Source organism: Deltaproteobacteria bacterium, from assembly GCA_028818775.1.
Lineage (GTDB): Bacteria > Desulfobacterota > Binatia > UBA9968 > JAJDTQ01 > JAJDTQ01.
Genome location: JAPPNE010000035.1, coordinates 19,193 through 38,263, shown reverse-complemented (window position 1 = coordinate 38,263; position 19,071 = coordinate 19,193). Strand labels below are relative to the sequence as shown.

The 19,071-nt window shown below is 66.3% G+C and carries 24 protein-coding genes; 14 read left to right on the top strand and 10 right to left on the bottom strand.

Annotation, left to right across the window (positions count from 1 at the left end; all coding sequences use genetic code 11):
- Positions 1–147: 147 nt before the first annotated feature.
- Positions 148–432 (top strand): 2Fe-2S iron-sulfur cluster-binding protein, encoded by a 285-nt coding sequence (locus tag OXU42_02945; GenBank protein ID MDE0028345.1) that lies wholly within the window; start codon positions 148–150, stop codon positions 430–432.
- A 76-nt stretch (positions 433–508) separates the two neighbouring features.
- Complete coding sequence (locus OXU42_02940) at positions 509–1,363, top strand: isocitrate lyase/PEP mutase family protein (protein MDE0028344.1); 855 nt, start codon at positions 509–511, stop codon at positions 1,361–1,363.
- A gap of 19 nt (positions 1,364–1,382) precedes the next feature.
- Here OXU42_02940 and OXU42_02935 read toward each other — a convergent pair whose 3' ends face one another.
- On the bottom strand, positions 1,383–2,387 hold the full coding sequence (locus OXU42_02935; GenBank protein ID MDE0028343.1) for a L,D-transpeptidase family protein: 1,005 nt from the start codon (positions 2,385–2,387) through the stop codon (positions 1,383–1,385).
- Between the two features lie 132 nt (positions 2,388–2,519).
- On the opposite strand from OXU42_02935, the gene OXU42_02930 reads away from it, so the two are divergent.
- Genes OXU42_02930 through OXU42_02910 form a run of 5 tightly spaced genes read left to right on the top strand, consistent with a single transcriptional unit; the run spans position 2,520 to position 5,485 of the window.
- The gene (locus OXU42_02930) at positions 2,520–3,383 is read left to right on the top strand and encodes a hypothetical protein (GenBank protein ID MDE0028342.1); all 864 of its coding nucleotides are present in this window, start codon (positions 2,520–2,522) and stop codon (positions 3,381–3,383) included.
- A gap of 58 nt (positions 3,384–3,441) precedes the next feature.
- The gene (locus OXU42_02925; GenBank protein ID MDE0028341.1) at positions 3,442–3,687 is read left to right on the top strand and encodes a hypothetical protein; all 246 of its coding nucleotides are present in this window, start codon (positions 3,442–3,444) and stop codon (positions 3,685–3,687) included.
- A 28-nt stretch (positions 3,688–3,715) separates the two neighbouring features.
- The gene (locus OXU42_02920; protein ID MDE0028340.1) at positions 3,716–4,507 is read left to right on the top strand and encodes an SDR family oxidoreductase; all 792 of its coding nucleotides are present in this window, start codon (positions 3,716–3,718) and stop codon (positions 4,505–4,507) included.
- A gap of 20 nt (positions 4,508–4,527) precedes the next feature.
- The gene (locus tag OXU42_02915) at positions 4,528–4,857 is read left to right on the top strand and encodes a hypothetical protein (GenBank protein MDE0028339.1); all 330 of its coding nucleotides are present in this window, start codon (positions 4,528–4,530) and stop codon (positions 4,855–4,857) included.
- A 46-nt stretch (positions 4,858–4,903) separates the two neighbouring features.
- Positions 4,904–5,485: a CoA pyrophosphatase gene (locus tag OXU42_02910; protein MDE0028338.1), complete on the top strand. Its 582-nt coding sequence runs from the start codon at positions 4,904–4,906 to the stop codon at positions 5,483–5,485.
- A gap of 63 nt (positions 5,486–5,548) precedes the next feature.
- Here OXU42_02910 and OXU42_02905 read toward each other — a convergent pair whose 3' ends face one another.
- A complete protein-coding gene (locus tag OXU42_02905) occupies positions 5,549–5,857 on the bottom strand; it encodes a hypothetical protein (protein MDE0028337.1) in 309 nt (102 codons plus the stop codon).
- 53 nt (positions 5,858–5,910) lie between these two features.
- Positions 5,911–6,279, bottom strand: coding sequence for a VOC family protein (locus OXU42_02900; protein MDE0028336.1), 369 nt, complete (start codon positions 6,277–6,279; stop codon positions 5,911–5,913).
- 158 nt (positions 6,280–6,437) lie between these two features.
- Between OXU42_02900 and aat the strand changes: the two genes are divergently transcribed.
- Entirely contained in the window at positions 6,438–7,133 is a 696-nt protein-coding gene (aat, locus tag OXU42_02895) for a leucyl/phenylalanyl-tRNA--protein transferase (GenBank protein ID MDE0028335.1), read from the top strand.
- 93 nt (positions 7,134–7,226) lie between these two features.
- Positions 7,227–7,412 carry a hypothetical protein gene (locus tag OXU42_02890; protein ID MDE0028334.1) on the top strand — a complete coding sequence of 62 codons (186 nt, stop codon included), beginning with the start codon at positions 7,227–7,229 and terminating at the stop codon, positions 7,410–7,412.
- Positions 7,413–7,446: 34 nt separating this feature from the next.
- Here the strand turns inward: OXU42_02890 and OXU42_02885 are convergent, their stop codons facing one another.
- The 3 genes from OXU42_02885 to OXU42_02875 are packed head-to-tail and all read right to left on the bottom strand — an operon-like array spanning position 7,447 to position 9,189.
- Positions 7,447–8,679 carry an SLBB domain-containing protein gene (locus tag OXU42_02885; GenBank protein MDE0028333.1) on the bottom strand — a complete coding sequence of 411 codons (1,233 nt, stop codon included), beginning with the start codon at positions 8,677–8,679 and terminating at the stop codon, positions 7,447–7,449.
- A 5-nt stretch (positions 8,680–8,684) separates the two neighbouring features.
- On the bottom strand, positions 8,685–9,008 hold the full coding sequence (locus tag OXU42_02880) for a (2Fe-2S) ferredoxin domain-containing protein (GenBank protein MDE0028332.1): 324 nt from the start codon (positions 9,006–9,008) through the stop codon (positions 8,685–8,687).
- Between the two features lie 46 nt (positions 9,009–9,054).
- Entirely contained in the window at positions 9,055–9,189 is a 135-nt protein-coding gene (locus OXU42_02875; protein ID MDE0028331.1) for a hypothetical protein, read from the bottom strand.
- Between the two features lie 207 nt (positions 9,190–9,396).
- Here OXU42_02875 and OXU42_02870 point away from each other — a divergent pair, with 207 nt between their 5' ends.
- The 4 genes from OXU42_02870 (at position 9,397) to OXU42_02855 (ending at position 15,011) form a co-directional block, all read left to right on the top strand.
- The gene (locus OXU42_02870; GenBank protein ID MDE0028330.1) at positions 9,397–10,431 is read left to right on the top strand and encodes a tripartite tricarboxylate transporter substrate-binding protein; all 1,035 of its coding nucleotides are present in this window, start codon (positions 9,397–9,399) and stop codon (positions 10,429–10,431) included.
- A 173-nt stretch (positions 10,432–10,604) separates the two neighbouring features.
- Positions 10,605–12,629 carry a tripartite tricarboxylate transporter permease gene (locus OXU42_02865; GenBank protein MDE0028329.1) on the top strand — a complete coding sequence of 675 codons (2,025 nt, stop codon included), beginning with the start codon at positions 10,605–10,607 and terminating at the stop codon, positions 12,627–12,629.
- Positions 12,630–12,756: 127 nt separating this feature from the next.
- A complete protein-coding gene (locus OXU42_02860) occupies positions 12,757–13,899 on the top strand; it encodes an LLM class flavin-dependent oxidoreductase (protein ID MDE0028328.1) in 1,143 nt (380 codons plus the stop codon).
- A 62-nt stretch (positions 13,900–13,961) separates the two neighbouring features.
- Entirely contained in the window at positions 13,962–15,011 is a 1,050-nt protein-coding gene (locus tag OXU42_02855; GenBank protein ID MDE0028327.1) for a tripartite tricarboxylate transporter substrate-binding protein, read from the top strand.
- 39 nt (positions 15,012–15,050) lie between these two features.
- Here OXU42_02855 and OXU42_02850 read toward each other — a convergent pair whose 3' ends face one another.
- The 3 genes from OXU42_02850 to OXU42_02840 are packed head-to-tail and all read right to left on the bottom strand — an operon-like array spanning position 15,051 to position 17,111.
- Positions 15,051–15,506: a MaoC family dehydratase N-terminal domain-containing protein gene (locus OXU42_02850; GenBank protein ID MDE0028326.1), complete on the bottom strand. Its 456-nt coding sequence runs from the start codon at positions 15,504–15,506 to the stop codon at positions 15,051–15,053.
- A 28-nt stretch (positions 15,507–15,534) separates the two neighbouring features.
- On the bottom strand, positions 15,535–16,740 hold the full coding sequence (locus tag OXU42_02845; GenBank protein ID MDE0028325.1) for a CoA transferase: 1,206 nt from the start codon (positions 16,738–16,740) through the stop codon (positions 15,535–15,537).
- On the bottom strand, positions 16,737–17,111 hold the full coding sequence (locus tag OXU42_02840) for a carboxymuconolactone decarboxylase family protein (protein ID MDE0028324.1): 375 nt from the start codon (positions 17,109–17,111) through the stop codon (positions 16,737–16,739). Before OXU42_02840 ends, OXU42_02845 begins: the two co-directional genes overlap by 4 nt.
- A gap of 183 nt (positions 17,112–17,294) precedes the next feature.
- Here OXU42_02840 and OXU42_02835 point away from each other — a divergent pair, with 183 nt between their 5' ends.
- On the top strand, positions 17,295–17,969 hold the full coding sequence (locus OXU42_02835; GenBank protein ID MDE0028323.1) for a ferritin-like domain-containing protein: 675 nt from the start codon (positions 17,295–17,297) through the stop codon (positions 17,967–17,969).
- A 26-nt stretch (positions 17,970–17,995) separates the two neighbouring features.
- Here OXU42_02835 and OXU42_02830 read toward each other — a convergent pair whose 3' ends face one another.
- Positions 17,996–18,943, bottom strand: a complete 948-nt coding sequence (locus tag OXU42_02830) for an NAD(P)-dependent oxidoreductase (GenBank protein ID MDE0028322.1) — start codon at positions 18,941–18,943, stop codon at positions 17,996–17,998.
- Positions 18,944–19,071: the final 128 nt, after the last annotated feature.

The following is a 19,071-nucleotide window of genomic DNA, read 5'->3' as shown; positions in this document are numbered from 1 at the left end:
TTGCTCTTCCTCGCGTGGTGCCTGCCACTGCTCGTCATCGCGCCTTGCCGACGACAAAAAATCCTGCGCAACTTATCGCAGGTATTTGCGGGACGCGACACTAGGGCGAAACTTGACATCCCTCCGGCCGTCTCCTACAAACCCGCCATGCCCAAAGTCACTTTCATGCCCCTGGGACAGAGCTTCGAGGTCGAGGACGGCACCACCATCCTGGTGGCCGCGATACGCAACGGGGTCAAGCTGCGCCACGACTGCACCGAGGCCATCTGCGGCACCGACAAGGTCAGGATCCTGGCAGGGCAGAACAACCTGAGCCCCATGGACGACAACGAAGAGCTCACGCTGTCCATGCTCGAATCGGACGAAGCCGACCGACTGGGCTGCGTCGCCAAGGTGCTCGGCGACGTGATCGTGGAGATTCCCGCGGAATAGGCCGCGACCCCGGCGTTACTGCTTCCGGCCGGCTTCGCGGCGACGTCACCCGTCAAATAATTCCTTGGAGGCCCAAATGAGCAGAGTCAAGGAAGCTCTCGACCGGCAGGGAACCCTGGTCATGCCCGGTGTCTACGACGCGCTGAGCGCGCGCATCGCCGAGCGCGCGGGGTTCGACGTGATCTTCACCACCGGGTACGGGATCTCGGCGACGTTCCTGGGGGAGCCGGACTTCGGCATCCTCACGCAGACCGAGATGCTGAACACCATCTACCGCATCTGCGGCGCGGTGCGGACGCCGGTGATCGTGGACTCGGATACGGGGTACGGCAACGCGGTCAACGTGGTGCGCACCGTCAACGAGCTGATGCGGGCGGGGGCGGCGGGCATGTTCCTGGAGGACCAGGTGTGGCCCAAGCGTTGCGGCCACATGCGCGGCAAGCAGGTGGTGCCGCTGGACGAGTACTTGAAGAAGCTCAACGCCGCGGCGGCGGCGCGCGCGGACGGCGATCTCTTCATCGTGGCCCGGACCGACGCACGCCAGGCCCTGGGACTGGAAGAGGCCATCCGGCGCGGCCTCGCCTTCAAGGAGAACGGCGCCGACGCCGTCTTCATCGAGGCGCCGGAGAGCCGCGAGGAGATGAGCGAGATCGCCCGCAACATCCCCGGTCCGCTGGTGGCCAACATGATCGAGCGCGGGGTCACGCCGCTCATGACGCCGGCGGAGTTGCGGGAGCTGGGCTTCACACTGATCGTGTGGCCGGTGGGTCCGCTCTATTCAGCGGCCATGGCGCTGCAGAAGTACTACTCCAACCTCCGGGAAAAAGGCACCGCCAAGGAACTCATGGACGGGCTGCTGCCGTTCGACGACTTCCACGACATCGTGGGGCTCGAGGAGAAGTACGCCCTGGACGAGAAGTACCGGACGTGATGCCGCTCCGCGGCGTGTTTCAGGAGGCGGTTCCCGCGGCGGTATCCGCCATCAGGGGTTTCGTTTCCCGCGGCGGCAGGGGGGTCATGGCGCCGTCGGGCAGGTCCGGCAGGAGTTCCCGCAACTTGCGCAGGTCGACGTCGAGCTTGAGGCTGACGATCCGCCCGATGAGGATGGCCATGAGCTCGCTGTCGGTGGCGCGCCCGTAGCGGTAGACCTGGAAGTAGGCCTTCCCGTCCCGGACACCCACCTTGGCGTGTTGGTAGAGCACGCGCGTGGGCGTCCCCTCCGGAACCATGGAATAGAGGTAGGCGATATCCTCGGGGTAGAGGCGGATGCAGCCGTGCGTCACGCGGCGGCCGATGGCCCAGGGGTGGTTGGTGCCGTGGATGCCATAGCTGGTATGGTCCAGGCGCATCCAGTACTTGCCCAACGGGTTGTCAGGCCCCGGCGGGACCACCTTGGGTTGGTCCGGCCCCCGCTCTTTCTGGATCGAAACCGGCACGTACCAGGTGGGGTTCTCGCGCTTCTGCCGGATGCGGTACTTCCCCGCGGGCGTGTGCTGGCCCTCGACGCCCACCCCAAGCGGAAACGTCATCACCCTGGAGTCCGGCAGATAGTAGTACAGTCTCATCTCGGGGATGTTGAGGACGATGCCCTCGCGCGGGGCGTCGGGAAGGATCCACCGGGACGGGATCGCCACCGGCGTGCCCTTGCCGGGCAGCCAGGGGTCCACGCCCGGGTTGGCCAGCATCAGCTCCGTGTAGCCGAGGTGGTTCCGGCGGGCGACGTCGAGCAGGGTGTCCTTGTGTTCGGCGATGTACGTCGTCCGGTCCCCGATGATCGTGGAAGCGTGACTTTCGCCGGTCTCGTCGTCGGTGGGCTCACGGTATTCAAAAACCGCGGTAGCGGGCTCCCACGGCTCCCCCATTGAAGGGGCGGGGAAAGCCGCGAGTCCGTAGACGAGGAGAACGCACCAGAACCATTTCCGCATGAACTTGTCCCTGGCCTTGCCCCGCTCCACCCCTGGATTCCCGCTTTCGCGGGAATGACGGATGGTGGACGGCGACTGTCGATGAGCCTTGGGGCTGGTTGAAATTTGTTGGACCGGATTATACCATCATTTGCCACCCATTCAGAAGGGAATCCGCTCAAGATGCCATTCGTCGCCGCCGTGGCCGCAAGCCACGCCCCCAACATCCTGCTCGAACCGGGCGCGGAGTGGGAAGAGTTCATGACGCTCCACTACCGCATGGCGCCGCAGGCGGCCGGGACCAGGCCCTCCCTGGAGGCGCAGCAGAAGCTGCGGCAGGACGCCGAGCACGCTTTTTCCGTGCTTCGCGCCGACCTTGAAGCGGCCCGGCCCGACGTGCTGATCGTGGTGGCCAACGACCAGTTCGTGAACTTCTTCTTCGACAACATACCGACGTTCTTCGTGACGCTGGCGGACGAGGTGCGCGGCCAGTTCACCCGCCACCGGTTCCACTACCGCAACCATGCCGATCTCGGCCGCGCCATCCTGAAGGCCGGGGTGGACGCCGGTCTCGACCTGTCCTTCGGCGAGGACATCGAGCTGCAGCACACCCAGCTCGTGCCGCTGCATTTCCTGCTGCGCGAGCCGGAGATCCCGATCCTGCCGATTTTCGTCAACACCTGGATCGACCCGCTGCCCACGCCGGCCCGCTGCTACGCGCTTGGAAGGCTGATCCGGGAGGTGGCGGACGCGGCGCCCGAACGGGTGGCCATGCTCGCCACCGGTGGGCTGTCGCACTTTCCTGGGTCGCCCCGGATCGGCGAGATCGACACGAGCTTCGACCAAGGGTTGCTGGAGCGGATGCGCGCGGGCCGGGGCGCCGCGCTGGCGGACCTGACCCTGGAGCAACTGCGCCAGTCCGGCAACACCGAGTTCCTGAACTGGATGGTCACGGTGGGAGCCGTGAGCGACACGCCGGCCGCCGACACCTTCTACATGCCCGACCACGTCGCCACCGGATGGGGTTTCGCCAGTTGGAAGATCTGACGCTCCGGCACCCCTCACCCGGCCGAGTCCGCGACCACAACGCACCCGAGAGCACCTCATGAGCCGATATCACCTGAACCGGTTCCTCTTCGACCTCAAGATGAAGCCCGGCGCCGTGGACCAGGCCAAGTCCGACCTCGACACGGCCTTGTCCGGCTATGACCTGAGCGACGAGGAGGTCGCCGCCCTGAAGACCCGGGACCCGCGGCAGTTGCGTCCGCTGGGCGCCCACGGGATGCTGGCGCTCTACCTGATGCGGCTGGATTCCGAGTTCGACGACAACATTTACTGGACGCAGAAGTGACGGCGCCCGACATGACAAGGAGCTTTGGATGGATCTGGGTTTGACAGGCAAGGTGGCGCTGGTGGCGGGCGCGAGCCAGGGGATGGGGCGGGCCATCGCCGAGGGTTTCGCCCGCGAGGGGGCCAAGGTGAGCATGTGCGCCCGCGGCAGCGAGGCGCTGGAGAAGGCCGCGGAGGAGATCCGCAAGTCCACCGGCGGCGAGGTCCTGGCCACGCCGGCGGACATGTCCAGCTACGACGACATCCGCAACTACGTGGAAAAGAGCGTCGAGGCCTTCGGGCGCGTGGACGTGATCGTGAACAACGCCGGCGGCCCTCCGTTCGGGACCTTCGACGCCCTGAGCGAGGACGACTGGATGGCGGCCTACAACCTGAGCCTCATGGGCACCGTGCGGCTCACCCGCGAGGCCGTGCCGCACATGAAGAAGGTGGGGGCGGGACGCATCATCAACATCACTTCCTACGGGGTCAAGGAGCCCATCGCCGGCCTGATCCTGTCCAACACGTTCCGCACGGGCGTCGTGGGCTGGGCGCGGACCTTGTCGCGCGAGCTGGGGCCGGACAACATCCTCGTCAACACGGTGCTGCCCGGCCGCATCGACACCGAGCGGCACCACAGCCTCAACGTGGCCCGGGCCAAGCGGATGAACCTGCCGCTGGAGCAGGTGCAGCAGCAGAGCCGGGAGGAGATCCCCGTGAAACGTTTCGGGCAGTCCGAGGAAGTGGCCGACCTGGTGGTCTTCCTCGGCTCCGACCGCGCGAGCTACATCACCGGCACGGCTATCCTGATCGACGGCGGGCTCGTCCGCACCCTCATGTAAGGAACAGGCAAGGAACAAGCATGGTATATTACATCGTTCAGTGGGACCTGCCCGACCAGAAGGCCAACCTCACCATCTACAGCAACAAGGCGAAGAACGACTGGCTGCCCATGACCCTGGCGGCCCCCGGAGTCCGCGAGATCCGCAACCTGCGCAACCCGCTGGAGGTCAGCCCCCAGGTCGCCATCATGGTCGAGTTCGACTCCCTCCAGGCATGGCAGGGCTTCATCGAGTCGCCGGACTACATCCGCATCATGCGCGAGCTGCGGATTCTCGGATGCACCAACTTCGACGCGAAGGTGTGGGTGCCGTCCCGCTACTTCCCGGAGTCGCTGAAGCGGGAGGAGTAGCCGGAAGTCTGCCGGATCACGCTTCGCGAAACCGGTGGCGGACGTGATGGCGCACCCCGAGAGATTCGAGATCCTCCGGACCCGGACTCCCAAAGCCGTCGCCGGAGACGACTTCCGGCCGGCGGCGGTCCTCGCTCCGATCCAGGAGCGCGCGGACGGCGACTACCTGATCCTCACGTTACGGGCTGCGAACCTCAGTTCCCACAGCGGGCAGGTGGCGTTTCCGGGCGGCAGCGTCGACCCGGAAGACGCCGGCGCGTTGGCCGCGGCGCTCCGGGAGAGCCGGGAAGAGATCGGCATCGACCCCGATCATGTGCGCATCGTGGGCCAGCTCGACCAGGTGGTGGCCGGGTACAATTTCCTGGTGACCCCGTTCGTGGGTCTGATTCCCCATCCCTACGAGTTCAAACCCGACCCTCGGGAAACGGCCGCGGTGTTCTCCGTGCCGGTGGCCGCACTGCTGCGGCAGGACGCACTCACCCTGGACTCGCGCCTGTCCCGGCGGTCGGAGCCCATCTACCACTTTCAATACGAGGACTGGGACATCTGGGGCGCGACGGCCCGCATGGTGAAACAGTTGCTGGAGCTGGTCTACGGGTACGAGGCGGCGGCCGTCAGGCCGTGTTGAGGGAGGACGGGGACGGCAACGATCCGCGGCGTTGCCGGAGGGCCGGGATCGCGGCGGTTGAGGCTAGTCCAGGTCGATGTCCTTGAGCGGCTTCTCGATGGGCTCGTCCTTGGCCTTCTTGAACAGCTCCTGGAACTTGCGGTCGAGCACTTTGCCCTTGTCCTTTTCCGCGTCGAGGATGTGCCGGTACTTCTGATCGCGCTGTGTCGCTTCTTCCCGAAGCATGCGGCCGGCGTCCTTCAGGTCCGGCGCCTTGTGCTGCGGCGGCGGCGCTTCGTGCCGCAGCACCACCGCCAGCGACGGATCGACGATCAGCGTCGCGCCGCAACAGGGGCAATCGAGCCTGATGGTCTGAGCTTCGTAGTCTGCCATGATCCCTGAACGTGTTCCTCGGCGTTGTAGGCGATAGCCCCCGTAACGGGTTGCTAGCCGCGCAGTTCAATCTGCTCGCCGTCGGGGCCGCCGAAGACCACCCGGCGCCAGCCTTCCTCACGCGGCTCCCGCGCCGCGGTGTCGTGGGGGGCGCGCAGCAGCGGCACTCCGCGCCGCTGCAAATCGGCCACCGTTTCGTCGAGGTTGTCCGTTTCCAGACAGAAGTGGAAACCGGTCATGGAGCCGTCGCTCTTGTGGGTCAGTTCCAGCACGGTGTCGCCGAGCCTGAGGTACGCGATCTGCATGCCCGCGTTGGACTGATGCTGGAAGTACTTCCGGAAGCCGAAGTTGTCCTCATAGAAGGTGATGGCGCGATCCAGGTCCGCGACATGGAGCGCTACATGGTCGATTCTCTTGAACATGGCGGTTCCCCGTCTGCCACACCGAACGATATGTCGCGATTGTGCCCCGAACGGCACGACTCGTCAACGTGTTTGTTCCGGATCGACGCGGCGTTTGGCCGAAGCCGGTGCAAGGATGGTTCCTTGAATCCCCGGCTTCGATTCATCATGGTTCCTACATGCCTGTCTATCGCTTGACCCGGGAACTCGTCTTTCCCGACCCGCACGAGGCGGAACCCGGCGGGCTTCTGGCGGTGGGAGGCGACCTCGGCAGCGCGCGGCTCCTGCTGGCGTACTCCATGGGCATCTTCCCGTGGTACAGCGTGGGCCAGCCCATCCTGTGGTGGTCGCCGGACCCGAGGTGCGTCCTCGATCTCGACGATTTCCATGTCTCGAGGCGGCTGCGGCGGGTGCTGAACCAGGGGAGGTTCGACGTGACCTTCGACGCGGACTTCCGCGGCGTGATCCGCGCTTGCGCGTCGGTGGACCGGCACGGCCAGGACGGCACCTGGATCACGCCGGAGATGGAACAGGCCTACGTGCGGCTACACGACGCGGGCCTGGCCCATTCGGTGGAATGCCGGCGCGGCGGCGAACTGGTGGGCGGCATCTACGGCATCGCCCTCGGGCGCGGGTTCTTCGGCGAGTCCATGTTCCACCGGGCGACGGACGCCTCCAAGGTGGCGTTGGCGCGGCTGGTGGAGCGGCTCGCCGGCTGGGGCTTCCATTTCATCGACGCCCAAGTTACAACTTCCCACATGTTGAGCCTCGGCGCGCGGGAGGTGCCGAGGGAGGCTTTTCTGGCGAGTCTCGACGAAGCGTTGCGCCATCCCACCCGCCGCGGCAGTTGGTGCGAACCCGGCGGGACACGTTAGCGCGGCAGGTCGCGGGAGCGGTTTCAACCCCCCGCCCGCGGTGGGCAAGCCCGGGAAGCGACTTCGAAAACACAGCGAAGGGAGGGGCCTCGGATGGCCACGGTCAAGGAAGGATTCACCTACAAGTATCAGGCGAACAAGAACTCATCCATCGAGGAGACCACTTTCTCGCCGGGAGACGAGTTGGAGGTGGTGGAGGAATGGAGCAACGACATGTGTCTTGTGCGGGACGCGGACGGCGTGGTCTACAACGTACCGAAAAAGAACCTCAACATGTGACCGTGACAGCCGCGGCTGTCCGTCCCGCCGCCCGTCACGCGCCGCGGAACTCTTCCGGGAAGAGCCGGACGGCGCTCTCGATGGGCGGCCCCGGCATGTTGATCAGGCTGCAGAACCCCTTGCCCTTGTTGAAGGCGATCACCTTCCCGAACTGTTCCACCAGCGCATCGTTCCCCTCGCCCGCCTGAACCTTCTTGAGCAGCGCCACCAGCATGTTGGTTTCCATGCGGCAGGCGGGGCACTGGCCGCAGGATTCCCGGGCGAAGAAATCCGCGATGCGCACCACCTCGTCCAACACGGAATCGTCTTCCGTGAGGACCTTCACCACGCCGCAGCCGATGGAAGACCCCGCTTCGCGGAGGGAGTTGTGGTCCAGGGGCAGGTCGAGGCTCTCGGGCAGCAGAAATCCCGATGACGGGCCGCCTGGAAGGATGGCCTTGATGGCCTTGCCGTGCTTCAAGCCGCCGCCGCACCCCTCCACGAGGTGGCGCAGCGGGGTCCCCAAGGGCAGCTCGTAGACCCCGGGGCGCTCCATTTCGTCCCCGAGCGAGAAGACCATGGTGCCCGGGCTGTCCGCGGTGCCCACGGCACGGAAGGACTCCGGCCCCTTGTTCACGATGGGCGCGATGTTGGCCAGGGTCTCGACGTTGTTGACCAGGCTGGGCTTGCCGAACAGGCCCTCGGTGACCGGGAAGGGCGGCTTCTGCCGCGGCAGCGCTTCCTTGCCTTCGATGACTTCCAGGGCCGCGGTATCCTCGCCGGCGACGTAGTTCGACGGCGCGGGCACCATGACGATCTCGAGGCTGAAACCCGAACCGGCGACGTCCGCGCCGCAGTACCCGGCCTGCCGGGCTTCCTCGATGGCCGTCTCCATCGCGCGGGTGGCCGCCTCGTAGCCGTGGTTGATGTAGAGGTAGGCTTTCTCCGCCTGCACCGCGTACGCCGCGAGAATGATCCCGTCGAGGATGAGATGGGGGACATTCTCCATCAGCACCCGGTCCTTCTTGCTGCCGGGTTCGTCCTCGCCGCCGTTCATCACGACGTAGCGGGGCGTTTCGGGGCACTCCAGGGTGAGAGCGAGCTTGCGACCGGTGGGGAACCCGGCGCCGCCGCGGCCGCGCAGGCCCGACGCCTCCACCTTGGCTACGATATCCTCCGGGGACGTCCCGGCGAGCCGCTCCACGGCCTGATAGCCGCCGCGGGCGCGATAGGCGTCCAGCCCTTCGAGCCCCTCGGGCACGCCGCCCGGGAACAGGATGCCTTCCATGGCCGTTAAAACACTCCGGTGTCGAGCAACTGGTAGATGAGTTCCTTGAGGGAGGGGTCGATCTTGTCCAGCCGCTCCACCGCCGGCCCGCCGGCCAGGTGCTCGACGATGTCGTCCAGGTCCTCGCTCTTGACGCCGGCGTACCAGAACCTGTCGGGGTAGAGGACCATGTTGGGGCCTTCCTGGCAGGCGCCGAAGCACATGTACGAACGCACCTCCACGTCTTCCAGCCCCTTGGCCGCCACCCGCTCCTGGAGTTCCTGCATGATCTCCTCGGAGCCGCGGCTCTTGCAGTCGACGTTCTGACACACCAGGCAGAATCGATTCACGGGTTCTCCTTGCTCGCAAAGGGAGTCGGCGAGGCGGACCGCCGGTTCATCCGAAGAACCCGGTCCTGTCCTTGAAGACCTCGTTCAGGACGCGCTCGTCGTCGGCGTTGGGAAGCGCCTCGGACAGATGTTTCTCATATTCCGCCTCGGAGAGCAAATCGCCGCCGGCGCCGTGGCGCATGCCCGCGCGGTTGCAGATGGAGCGGTTGCCCGTGCGCGCTTCCCTTTGCCTGTGATTTGTGCGAAAAACGTGAGTTTAATATCGTTGCGGTGTCTCACGGTGAGGGATTACTCATCGACGGGCTGGAAGCGGTCACGCGGACCGTCCATGCCCGTTGATGAACGGTGCCCCGGCGAGACGCCGAAGACAAAGCGTAGGAGGTTCGTCATGGTCCATCGGTTACTCCGAATCTTGATGCTCTCGGCGCTTGTCCTTGTGTTGGTGCCGTCCCTCTCATTGGGAGCGGACGACTTCTTCAAGGGCAAGACCATTCGTTTCGTGGTCGGATTCTCTCCGGGCGGGGGTTTCGACACTTACACCCGGCTCATCGCCCGCCATTTCGGCAAGCATGTGCCCGGCAATCCCAGGACGGTGGTGCAGAACCGGACCGGCGCCGGCAGCATGATCGCCGCCAACTACATCTACGCCAAGGCCAAGCCGGACGGCCTGACCATCGGTAACTGGATCGGCCCCTTGGTGTTGCAGCACGTGCTCGGCAAGAAGGGCATCCGGTTCGACGGGCGCAAGTTCAACTGGCTCGGTGTCCCGTCTACCGACGACAACACCTGTGCGCTCACCAAGGCCAGCGGCATCAGCAACGTCAATGACTGGCTCAACTCCAAGAGGCCGGTCAAGATCGGCGCCACCGGTCCTGGCTCGACCACCGACGACGTGCCCAAGCTGATCAAGGCCGCGACGGACCTGCCGATACAGATCATCGAGGGTTACGGCGGTACCGCGACCATACGGCTGGCGGCGGAAAAGGGCGAGATCGACGGCGGCTGCTGGGCGTGGCAGTCGATCAAGCCGACGTGGAGCCAGGGTATCGAAAGCGGCAACGTCAAGCCCGTCCTCCAGGTGGGCCCCGACAAGCATCCCGACCTCAAGGACGTGGGGGTGGCATTCGATTTGGCCAAGGGCGACACCGGCAAGAAGCTGTTGGGGGTAGCCGCTGACGTCTACCGCGCGCTGTCGCGGCCCTACAGCCTGCCGCCCGGAGTGCCCGCGGACCGGGTCAAGGCGCTCCAGAAGGCGTTCGTGGATACCTTGAAGGACCCCGAGCTGGTCGCCGCCGCCAAGAAGTCGAAGGTGGAGTTGAACCCCCACGACGGCAATTGGGTGGCGAAGAAGATGCAAGGACTCTACGATATGGACGACGCCACGTTGTCCTTGTTGAAGAAGACCCTGTTGCCGAAGAAGTAGTCGTGTATTGGATGGAGGAGACCGTTTCCCGGCCGCGCTCGGCGTGAGCCGGGGAACGGTCTCCTCCATGTGCCGGATTGGCTGGCCTTGGCGGACAGCCGTCAAGGCCGCTCTGCCGGTTGCCCGGCCACTCCTTTGCGGGCTCACCTCTTTTTCACTGAAAGTCAGGGATCATGGGCGAAATGGTTCAGGCCTTCGGGGCCGGCCTAGCACAGGTTTTCACGGCCACTACCTTCACGCTCATGATGCTGGGCATCGTGATCGGTTTCGCCGTGGGCATACTGCCCGGCCTCGGCGGGCCGGTCACGCTGGCGCTGATGCTGCCGTTCATCTTCAAGATGGAGGCGGTGGAGGCGTTCGCCTTCCTCCTGGGCATGTCCGCGGTCACGGCCACCACCGGGGACATCACTTCAATCCTGTTCGGCATTCCAGGGGAGGCCATTACCGCGTCCACCATTGTCGACGGCCATCCCATGGCCAAGAAGGGGGAGGCCGGGCGCGCCCTCGGCGCGTCGCTCATGAGCTCGCTGGTGGGGGCCGTGTTCGGCGCCTTTGCCCTGGCCCTGGCCATCCCCATCGTCCGGCCGCTGGTGCTTGCCATCGGCTCGCCGGAGTTCTTCATGCTGGCGCTCCTGGGGGTCACCTTCCTGGCCGCATTGAGCGGTGAGGCCGTCGTAAGGGGCCTCACCGCGGCGGCGCTGGGGCTCATGCTCGCTACCGTCGGACTCGATCCCATTTCCGGCATCGAGCGCTTCACCTTCGACAACCTCTACCTGTGGGACGGCATCAAGCTGGTGCCGGTGACCCTCGGTCTGTTCGCCATCCCCGAGGTCATCGAGCTCTGGGTCAAGGGGTCCAGCATCGCGGAAGGGAAGGTGGGCAAGCTCGGCGGCGTCATGGAGGGCGTCAAGGATACCTTCCGCCATTGGGGCCTGGTGCTGCGCTGCAGCGCCATCGGCACCTATATCGGCATCATTCCCGGCATGGGCGGCGCCGTCTCCCAGTGGGTCGCCTACGCCCACGCGGTGCAGAGCACCCCCGACAAGGAGCGCTTCGGCAAGGGGGCGGTGGAAGGGGTGCTGGGACCCGGGGCCGCCAACAACTCGAACCTGGGCGGCGCGCTCGTACCCACCATCGCCTTCGGCGTGCCGGGCAGCGTCACCATGGCCATCCTCCTCGGGGCGTTCATAATCCAGGGCCTCGTGCCCGGCCCGCCCATGCTGGAACCGGCCAGCAGGGGAGGGCACCTCGACCTCACGTTCTCGTTCGTGTGGATCGTGGTGGTCTCGAACCTCATCACGGTCTCCGTGTGCTTCATCTTCCTCAAGCAGCTCGCGCGCATCACCGAAGTGCGCGGCAGTTTGGTGCTGCCGTTCCTGCTGGTGCTCATCTACCTGGGCGGCTTCGCCCAGAACAACGCCTTCGAGGACCTCATCGTGGTGCTGGCCTTCGGACTCGTGGGCTGGGTCATGGTGCAGCTCGACTGGCCGCGCCCGCCGCTCCTCCTGGGCCTCGTGCTGGGCTCGCTGGCGGAGAAGAACCTGTTCCTGGCTACCGACAACTACGGCTGGGTATGGGTGGGCTTCCCGGGGGTGCTGATCATCGCGGCGATCATCCTGGCGGGCATCCTCTACCCGATCTACCAGCGGCGGCGTGATGCCGGACGGCGGGCCGCCGGGGCCGTGCCCGCGACGGTACCTGTGCCGGAGATGGAAGTCGCCGGCGCGCCCAAAGGCCTCACAACCTGGCATATCGTCTTCACGGCGGTGCTCCTGGCGGGATTCTCCTGGGGCGTCTGGGAGGCGCGGGACTGGGGCTATCGCGCCAGCCTGTTCCCTTGGGTCATCGGCATCCCGGGCATCGTGCTCTGTCTGGCACAGCTCGAGATCGACGTCATGGGTTTCCTGAGACATCGGAAGGAGGGGGCGGCACCCGCGGGAGCGGACCCGGTGGTCGTGCGGCGGACGGTGACCATCGTGGGCTGGATTCTCGGCTTCTTCGCTTCCATCTGGCTGCTCGGCTTTCCCATCACGGTGCCCCTGTGCACGTTCCTGTTCCTCAAAGTGGGCGCCGGCGAGAAATTGCCTATCAGCATCATCCTCACGCTGTGTGCCTGGGCTGGTTTCTACGCGGTCTTCGAGTACTCGTTGAGCCTGCCGTTCCCGCCGGGGACGCTCATTGAGATGTTCACGGGGTAGTGTTGCCTGGGGACTCACCGTCCCGGGGCGTGATTGACAGTGAGCGTGGGATGGGACTAGTTTAGTTCTCCGGCCCTGATGCAGCATCCCTTGTCCCCATGGCCGCCCGCAAAGGAGATCGACCCGTATGAAAATCTACAACTTCGACCTGCTGGCCTATCCGGAAGTCCCCGAGGACGTTCCGGGAACGCCGGTGCCGAGCAGCTACTTCAATCCGCCGGTTGGCTCGCGCAACTACCGGGAACACCTGGAAGAGATGGCCTATTGCGAGGAGTTGGGCTTCGAGGGTGTGGTCTTCAACGAGCACCACTACAGCGCCTACGGCACCATGCCGTCGCCGAACCTCATCGCGGCGGCACTGAGTCAGAAGACCAGCCGCATCAAGATCGGCGTGCTCGGCAACATCCTGCCGTTGCGCCAGCACCCGGTGCGCGTGGCCGAAGAGTACGCCATGATCGACTGCCTGTCCGAAGGCCGCCTGATCGCGGGCTTCGTACGCGGCATCCCGTCGGAATACCTGTGGTACAACGTCAAGCCCCAGGAGTCCCGCGGGCGCTTCGGCGAGGCCTTCGACGTCATCATGAGAGCGTGGACCGAGCCGGTGTGGAGCTACGAGGGCGACTTCTTCCAGTTCGAGAACTGCGCCATCTGGCCGCGTCCGGTGCAGCAGCCGCATCCGCCCATCTGGGTGGCGGCGCGCAGCGCCGAGTCCATCGAGTGGTGCTGCGCGCGCGAGATCCCCATCGCGCAGGTGTACCAGACCACGGACCAGATCGAGGACACGTTCAACTACTACCGCAAGGTGGCGGGGGACAACGGCTGGGAGAGCGGTCCGGAGAACTTCATCCTCTGCCGCCACATCCACGTGGCCGAGACCGACGAACAGGCGCGGGCGGTGGCGGAGCCGCCGCTGCGCTACTTCTTCACGCTGTGGAACCGCGGCTTCAACGAGGCCAAGACCGAGGTCGCCGTCGACCAGCAGCGGGTCAAGGCCGCCATGGTCAGCGCCCGGTCCGCCAGCTACTTCCGCCCGGGCAACGAGCAGCGGGTCAATTTCCATCCCATGACCTGGGAGCAGCTCATCGACTCCGGTTTCGTCATCGCCGGCAGCCCCGATACGGTGGCGAAACAGGTCAACCAGCAGATGAGCCAGATCGGCGCCGACCACTTCATGGGCATGTTCCACATCGGCAACCTCGCCCACGACAAGGTGATCGACTCCCTGAACCTGTTCCACAAGGAGGTCATGCCGCGGCTCAACGGGGCGTAGCGCCCGCACGACCCGCTCGCGCCGCGCCGCAAGCAAGGGAACGCGACGACCCCGGAGCCGTGGTGGCGATTCTCTCCAGAGGTACCCTCGCAGCCGTCCTGTTGCTGGCGCTCCCACCGTTTTCCACCGCGGCCGCCGGCGCCGATGAGCGTACCCTCACCTTCGTGGTGGGCGCCGGCGCCGGCGGCGTCTTCGACAGCTACACTCGCCTGCTGGCGCGCCACATCGGACGGCATCTGCCGGAACGCCCCAAGGTGGTGGTGGGCAACCTGGCCGGCGGCGGCGGCAGCGTGGCGGCGGAGTACCTCTACCGCGAGGCCAAGCCCGACGGCCGGACGGTGGGCCACTGGGCGGGCGACCTCATCCACAAACAGATCTTCGGTCGAACCGACGTGAAGGTCGACACGCGGCGCTTCGGCTGGGTGGGCGCGGTCGTGCCGCTGCATCCGGTATGCGTCCTCACCAAGGCGAGCGGCATCGCGGACCTGGCCGGTTGGGCGGGCGGCAAGAGGCCGGTCAAGCTGGGCGGCATCGGGCGGGACGAGGCCGCGACGAACATGTCCCGTGTCGTCGCCACCGCCCTGGGCCTGCCGGTCAAGCTCATACCGGGCTACAGGGGCCTTGAGAGTCTCCGGCTGGCCGCCGGCAAGCAGGAGGTGGCGGGCGGCTGCTGGCACTGGCAGTCGGTCAGGAAGACGTGGGAGAAGATGCTTGCCGCGGGGGAAGCTCGGGTGGTGCTCCAGGCCATGGCGGCGCCGCACCCCGAGCTGCCGTCCGTCCCCAACGCGGTGGACCTGGCCAAGACCCAGAACGCCCGCATGCTGCTCATGTACGGCGTCCACGACCCGGCCAAGCTGGCGCGGGCGTATACGCTCCCTCCCGGGACGCCGGACGAACAAGTGGCCAGGCTGCGCAAGGCGTTCGCCGACACCGTGGCCGACCCGGCTTTCGTTGCGGAGGCCAACAGGCTGGGGTTGGAGGTCCGCCCGCTGGACGGCGCGGCCATCGAGAAGACCGTCAAGGGGCTGTTCGAGCTGGACCCCAAGTTCCTCGTGCAACTGCGCAAGGCGCTCTTCCCCGACGAACCTACCGGCGAACAGCGGGGGCAATAGCGTTCGAGCCGAACGGTTCCGGTCCGTGTCCCATCACGCCTAAGCCCCCTGTCCGCGGATCAGTCGTTTCACCGTATAGTCCATCACCGTCTCGCCGCGCTGGTTGGTGACCACGTGCCGGCAACGGACGATGCCCGCGTTGCGCGACTTTGTCCTGCGGCCGTCGAGCACCTCGATCTCGACCGAGATCGTGTCGCCCACCTTCACCGGCTGGAACAGCCGCATGCCTTCGAGGCCGACGAAGGCCAGACCCGTCCCGTGCAGCATGCCGGTCTGGGTGGTCAGCCCCTCGGCCATTCCGAAGGTCAGGCTGCCGGGGGCAATGCGCCCGCCGTACTCGGTCTCGTCGCGCATGTACTCGGCGTCGATGAAAAGAGGTTCCATGAGCCCGACCAGGTTCACGAACTGGACCACGTCGGTCTCCGTCACGGTGCGCCGGGCGGTCCGGAAAACTTCGCCCGGACGGTATTCTTCAAAGGTCATTCCCTGTCGCATGCCGGTGTCCTTGTTTGTCCTTTTCCCGTCACGAACCGAGGGTTCCCCGGCTCCGGACCTCCGCGACCTCCGCTTCGTCCAACTCCAACCACTCCCTCAGCACCTGCTCGTTGTGCTCCCCCAGCAGCGGCGGCGCCAGCCGGATGGACGCCGGCGTGCCCGAGAACTTCACCGGCAGCCCGGCCATGCGTACCTTGCCGGCGGTGGGGTGGTCGATCTCCCGCAGCATACCCGTGGCCCGCACCTGTGGGGATTCGAACACTTCCCCGATGTCCTGCACCGGCGAGCACGGCACGCCCGCTTCGTTCAGGAGCTCGATCCAATCCCGGCGCGGGCGCGCGCGGAAAAGCTCGTTCAGGAGCTCGATGAGGGCGTCCCGGTTCTCCACGCGGTGCGCATTGGTGTCGAAACGGGGGTCTTCCGCCAGCTCCGGCCGCCCCGCCGCCCGGCAAAAGCGCGCCCAGATGGCCTCGTTGGCCATGGCCACCACCAAGTGGCCGTCCGCCGTCGGGAAGCTCTGGTAGGGCACGATGTTGGGGTGGGCGTTGCCCCAGCGTCCGGGCACCTGGCCGGTGACGAGGTAGTTGCTGCCGGCGTTGATGAGGCTCGCCACCTCCGCCTCCATGAGGGAGGTCTCGATCCTCTGCCCCTCACCGGTCTTCTCGCGCGCGTAGAGCGCCGCGGCGATGGACTGGCCCAGCATGAGACCGGCAACGACGTCGATGATGGCAACCCCCACCTTCGAGGGCTCGCCGCCGGCGGGTCCGGTGATGCTCATGAGGCCGCCCCAAGCCTGCATGGCGAGGTCGTAGCCGGGCCGGTCCTTCAGAGGGCCGCTGGCGCCGAAGGCCGAAAGCGAGGCGTAGATCAGCCGCGGGTTTTCCCGCCGGATCTCCGTTTCGGACAGGCCCCAGCCGGCGAGCGTGCCCGGCCGGAAATTCTCCATCAGCACGTCCGCGCGCAGCGCCAGCCGGCGCAGCAGCGCGATGCCGTCCGGGGTCCGGAGATCCAGGGTGACGCTGCGCTTGTTGCGGTTGACGCAGAGGAAATAGGCGCTCTCGCCTCCCTGGAACGGCGGCCCCCAGCTTCGCGTGTCGTCACCCACGCCGGGCTGCTCGATCTTGACGACTTCCGCTCCCAGGTCGCCCAGGAACATGGTGCAGTAGGGACCCGCCAGGACCCGCGTCAGGTCCAGCACCCGGACCCCGTGAAGCGGGCCGAGGGCTTCACTCATTTGAACCCCAGCCCTTGTTCGCGCAGGATCGCGTCCAGCGTCTCCGCGCCGAGCCACAGTCCCGGCATGCCGCCCGGTATGGCGGCCACCTCCACCGCCTCCAGCACCTGCCGCGGCGTGGCGCCGAGCTTGAGCGCCCGCTCGGTGTGGAGCCGCACCCCACGGGGCCGGTTCAGGGCGCAGGTGATGCCCACCATGATCAGTTCCTTGGTCTTCCGGTCGAGAGCGCCCTCACGCCCGAAGGTCCCGTCCACGAACAGCCCCGTCAGGTGCCGCGCGTATTCCGGATCGAGGTCGGCGATGATCTCGTAGGCCTTGTTACCGGCACCCAGCGAGACGTCTTCGAAAGCCTTGCGCGCATCCTTCGCCATGTCGAGTCTCCTTTCCAACGGGCCGCGGCGTAAGTGCATCCGTGGCGCCCGCGGCAACCACATCCTCGTGATTTTGTAACAGTACGCTCACGCACGGCAAAGCGCCAAATCAGGCATCGGGAATTGACACCGCAGCGGCCCGGCAGGTAGTTTGAGGCAACCCCGACGTGGAGGAATCATGTCATGACCGGAAGGGAATTCGTCGAATCGCTGTGGAGCCGCTACCACGATGAGCTGGAAGGGCCCGTCATCGCCATCCGCAAGGCGCTGGCCGAGCTGGATCCGCGCTCGCCGGAATTCGTTGCGCTGATGCAGCGCCAGGCCAAGAAGGAGCTGGCCCACGCGGTGGCGTTCACCAAGGCGCTCTTGCAGTACGACGAGTTGGAGCCCTACGAGCGCGCCCACGTGGCGGAGCAGGCGGCGGACGAGTACAAGCACCATGCGCTGATCAAGGACTACCTCGACGGCCGGGGCGCCGAGGACAACGCGCCCGTGGCGGCGTACGACGGCTACTTCAGCCAGTTCCTCACCGGCGACGTGCGCGCGTTCCGCCTCTGCAACATCGCCGAGAAGTCCGCGGTGGTGTTCATGGAGCACATGCGCGACACCACGCCGGACCCGGAGGTGCGGCAACTCGCCAAGGACATCGTGGACGACGAGGAAGGGCACGAGGACATGGTGATGGAGAAGCTCGCGCGCTTCGCCGAGGACCCCGCCAACCGCGAGTTCCTGGAGAACATGTTCGTCCAGAGCTGGAGCAGCCAGAAGGAAGGCGTCATCCGCGAGGGACGCGAGTTGGGCGTCGACGTCGACCGCATCCTCCGGGACTTTGCCGCCCGCGCGGGAAGGCCGGCGTAGACGAGGTTGGCTACCCCGTCACGGCCTCAATGCCAGAAGCCGTGGCGCCCCACCACCTCCATGTAGTCCGCGAGCCCCTTCTCCAGCGTGTATTGCGGCTCGTAGCCGAGGATCGCTTTCGCGGCGGATATGTCTACCCGTGGGCGTCCCGTCCCTTGGTCCGCCCCCTCGGCCAGTTCCACGCTCCGGCCCGGTAAAAGCTTGCGCAGCGCCTTGACGAAATCCTTCGGGCCGTAGTTCGTTCCGACGGCGATGTTGAAGGCCTTGCCGGACGCGCCCTTGGCGGCGCACGCCAGGGCGATGCCGCGGCCCACGTCCGCGGCGTAGATGAAGTCGTTGGGTCCCACGTGCCGCTTCTCGAGCACCACGGGTCCCTCACCCACGCACGCGCGCACCAGATCGTTCATGGCGATGCCGCCGCCGGAGCCGCCGCGGTAGTGGCCGGGGCCGTACACGCCGCTGGGCCGGATGCGCACGCACTCCGTGCCGTAGTAGTTCTCGTAGGCGTCCAGCATGACCTCGTTGGCGACCTTGGTGGAGGGGTAGAAGCGGTTGCCCCAGCGCGGGGCGGCCTCCGTGACAGGCCCTTTGCGGATGTTGGCCCAGTCGTAGACCCCGAAGGTGCTGACGTGCACCAGCCGCTTGACCCCGGCGAGCTGGCAGGCCTCGAACACGTTCACCGACCCCACGGTGTTGGTGTGGAAACCGCGGTAGGGCGGGTTCTCCACCTGGCCGCCGATGAGCCCGGCGGTGTGCACCACCACGTCCGGCTTGGCCCGCGCCAGCGCCCGCATCAGGTTGGGCAGGTCCAGGAGGTCGCCGCGCACCGTGGTCACCCTTTGCTTGCCGGCGATGGCCGCTACGTAGGCGGGGTCCGGGTTCAGGTCGTAGATGTGGACCGAGTGGCGCGCCCGCACCAGTTCCCTGGCCGTGTGGCATCCGAGCATGCCGGCCCCGGTGATGAATACCTTCATGTTTGTCCTCCGGTCTTTGGTTCGTGTTCAGCCGCGAGGAATCTGTCACATGCGTTGGCGAATCGTCAAGGACGGCCGGCCAAGGCCCATTTCTTGTTGACCTGCGGTTTGGCGGAATAGTATATTCG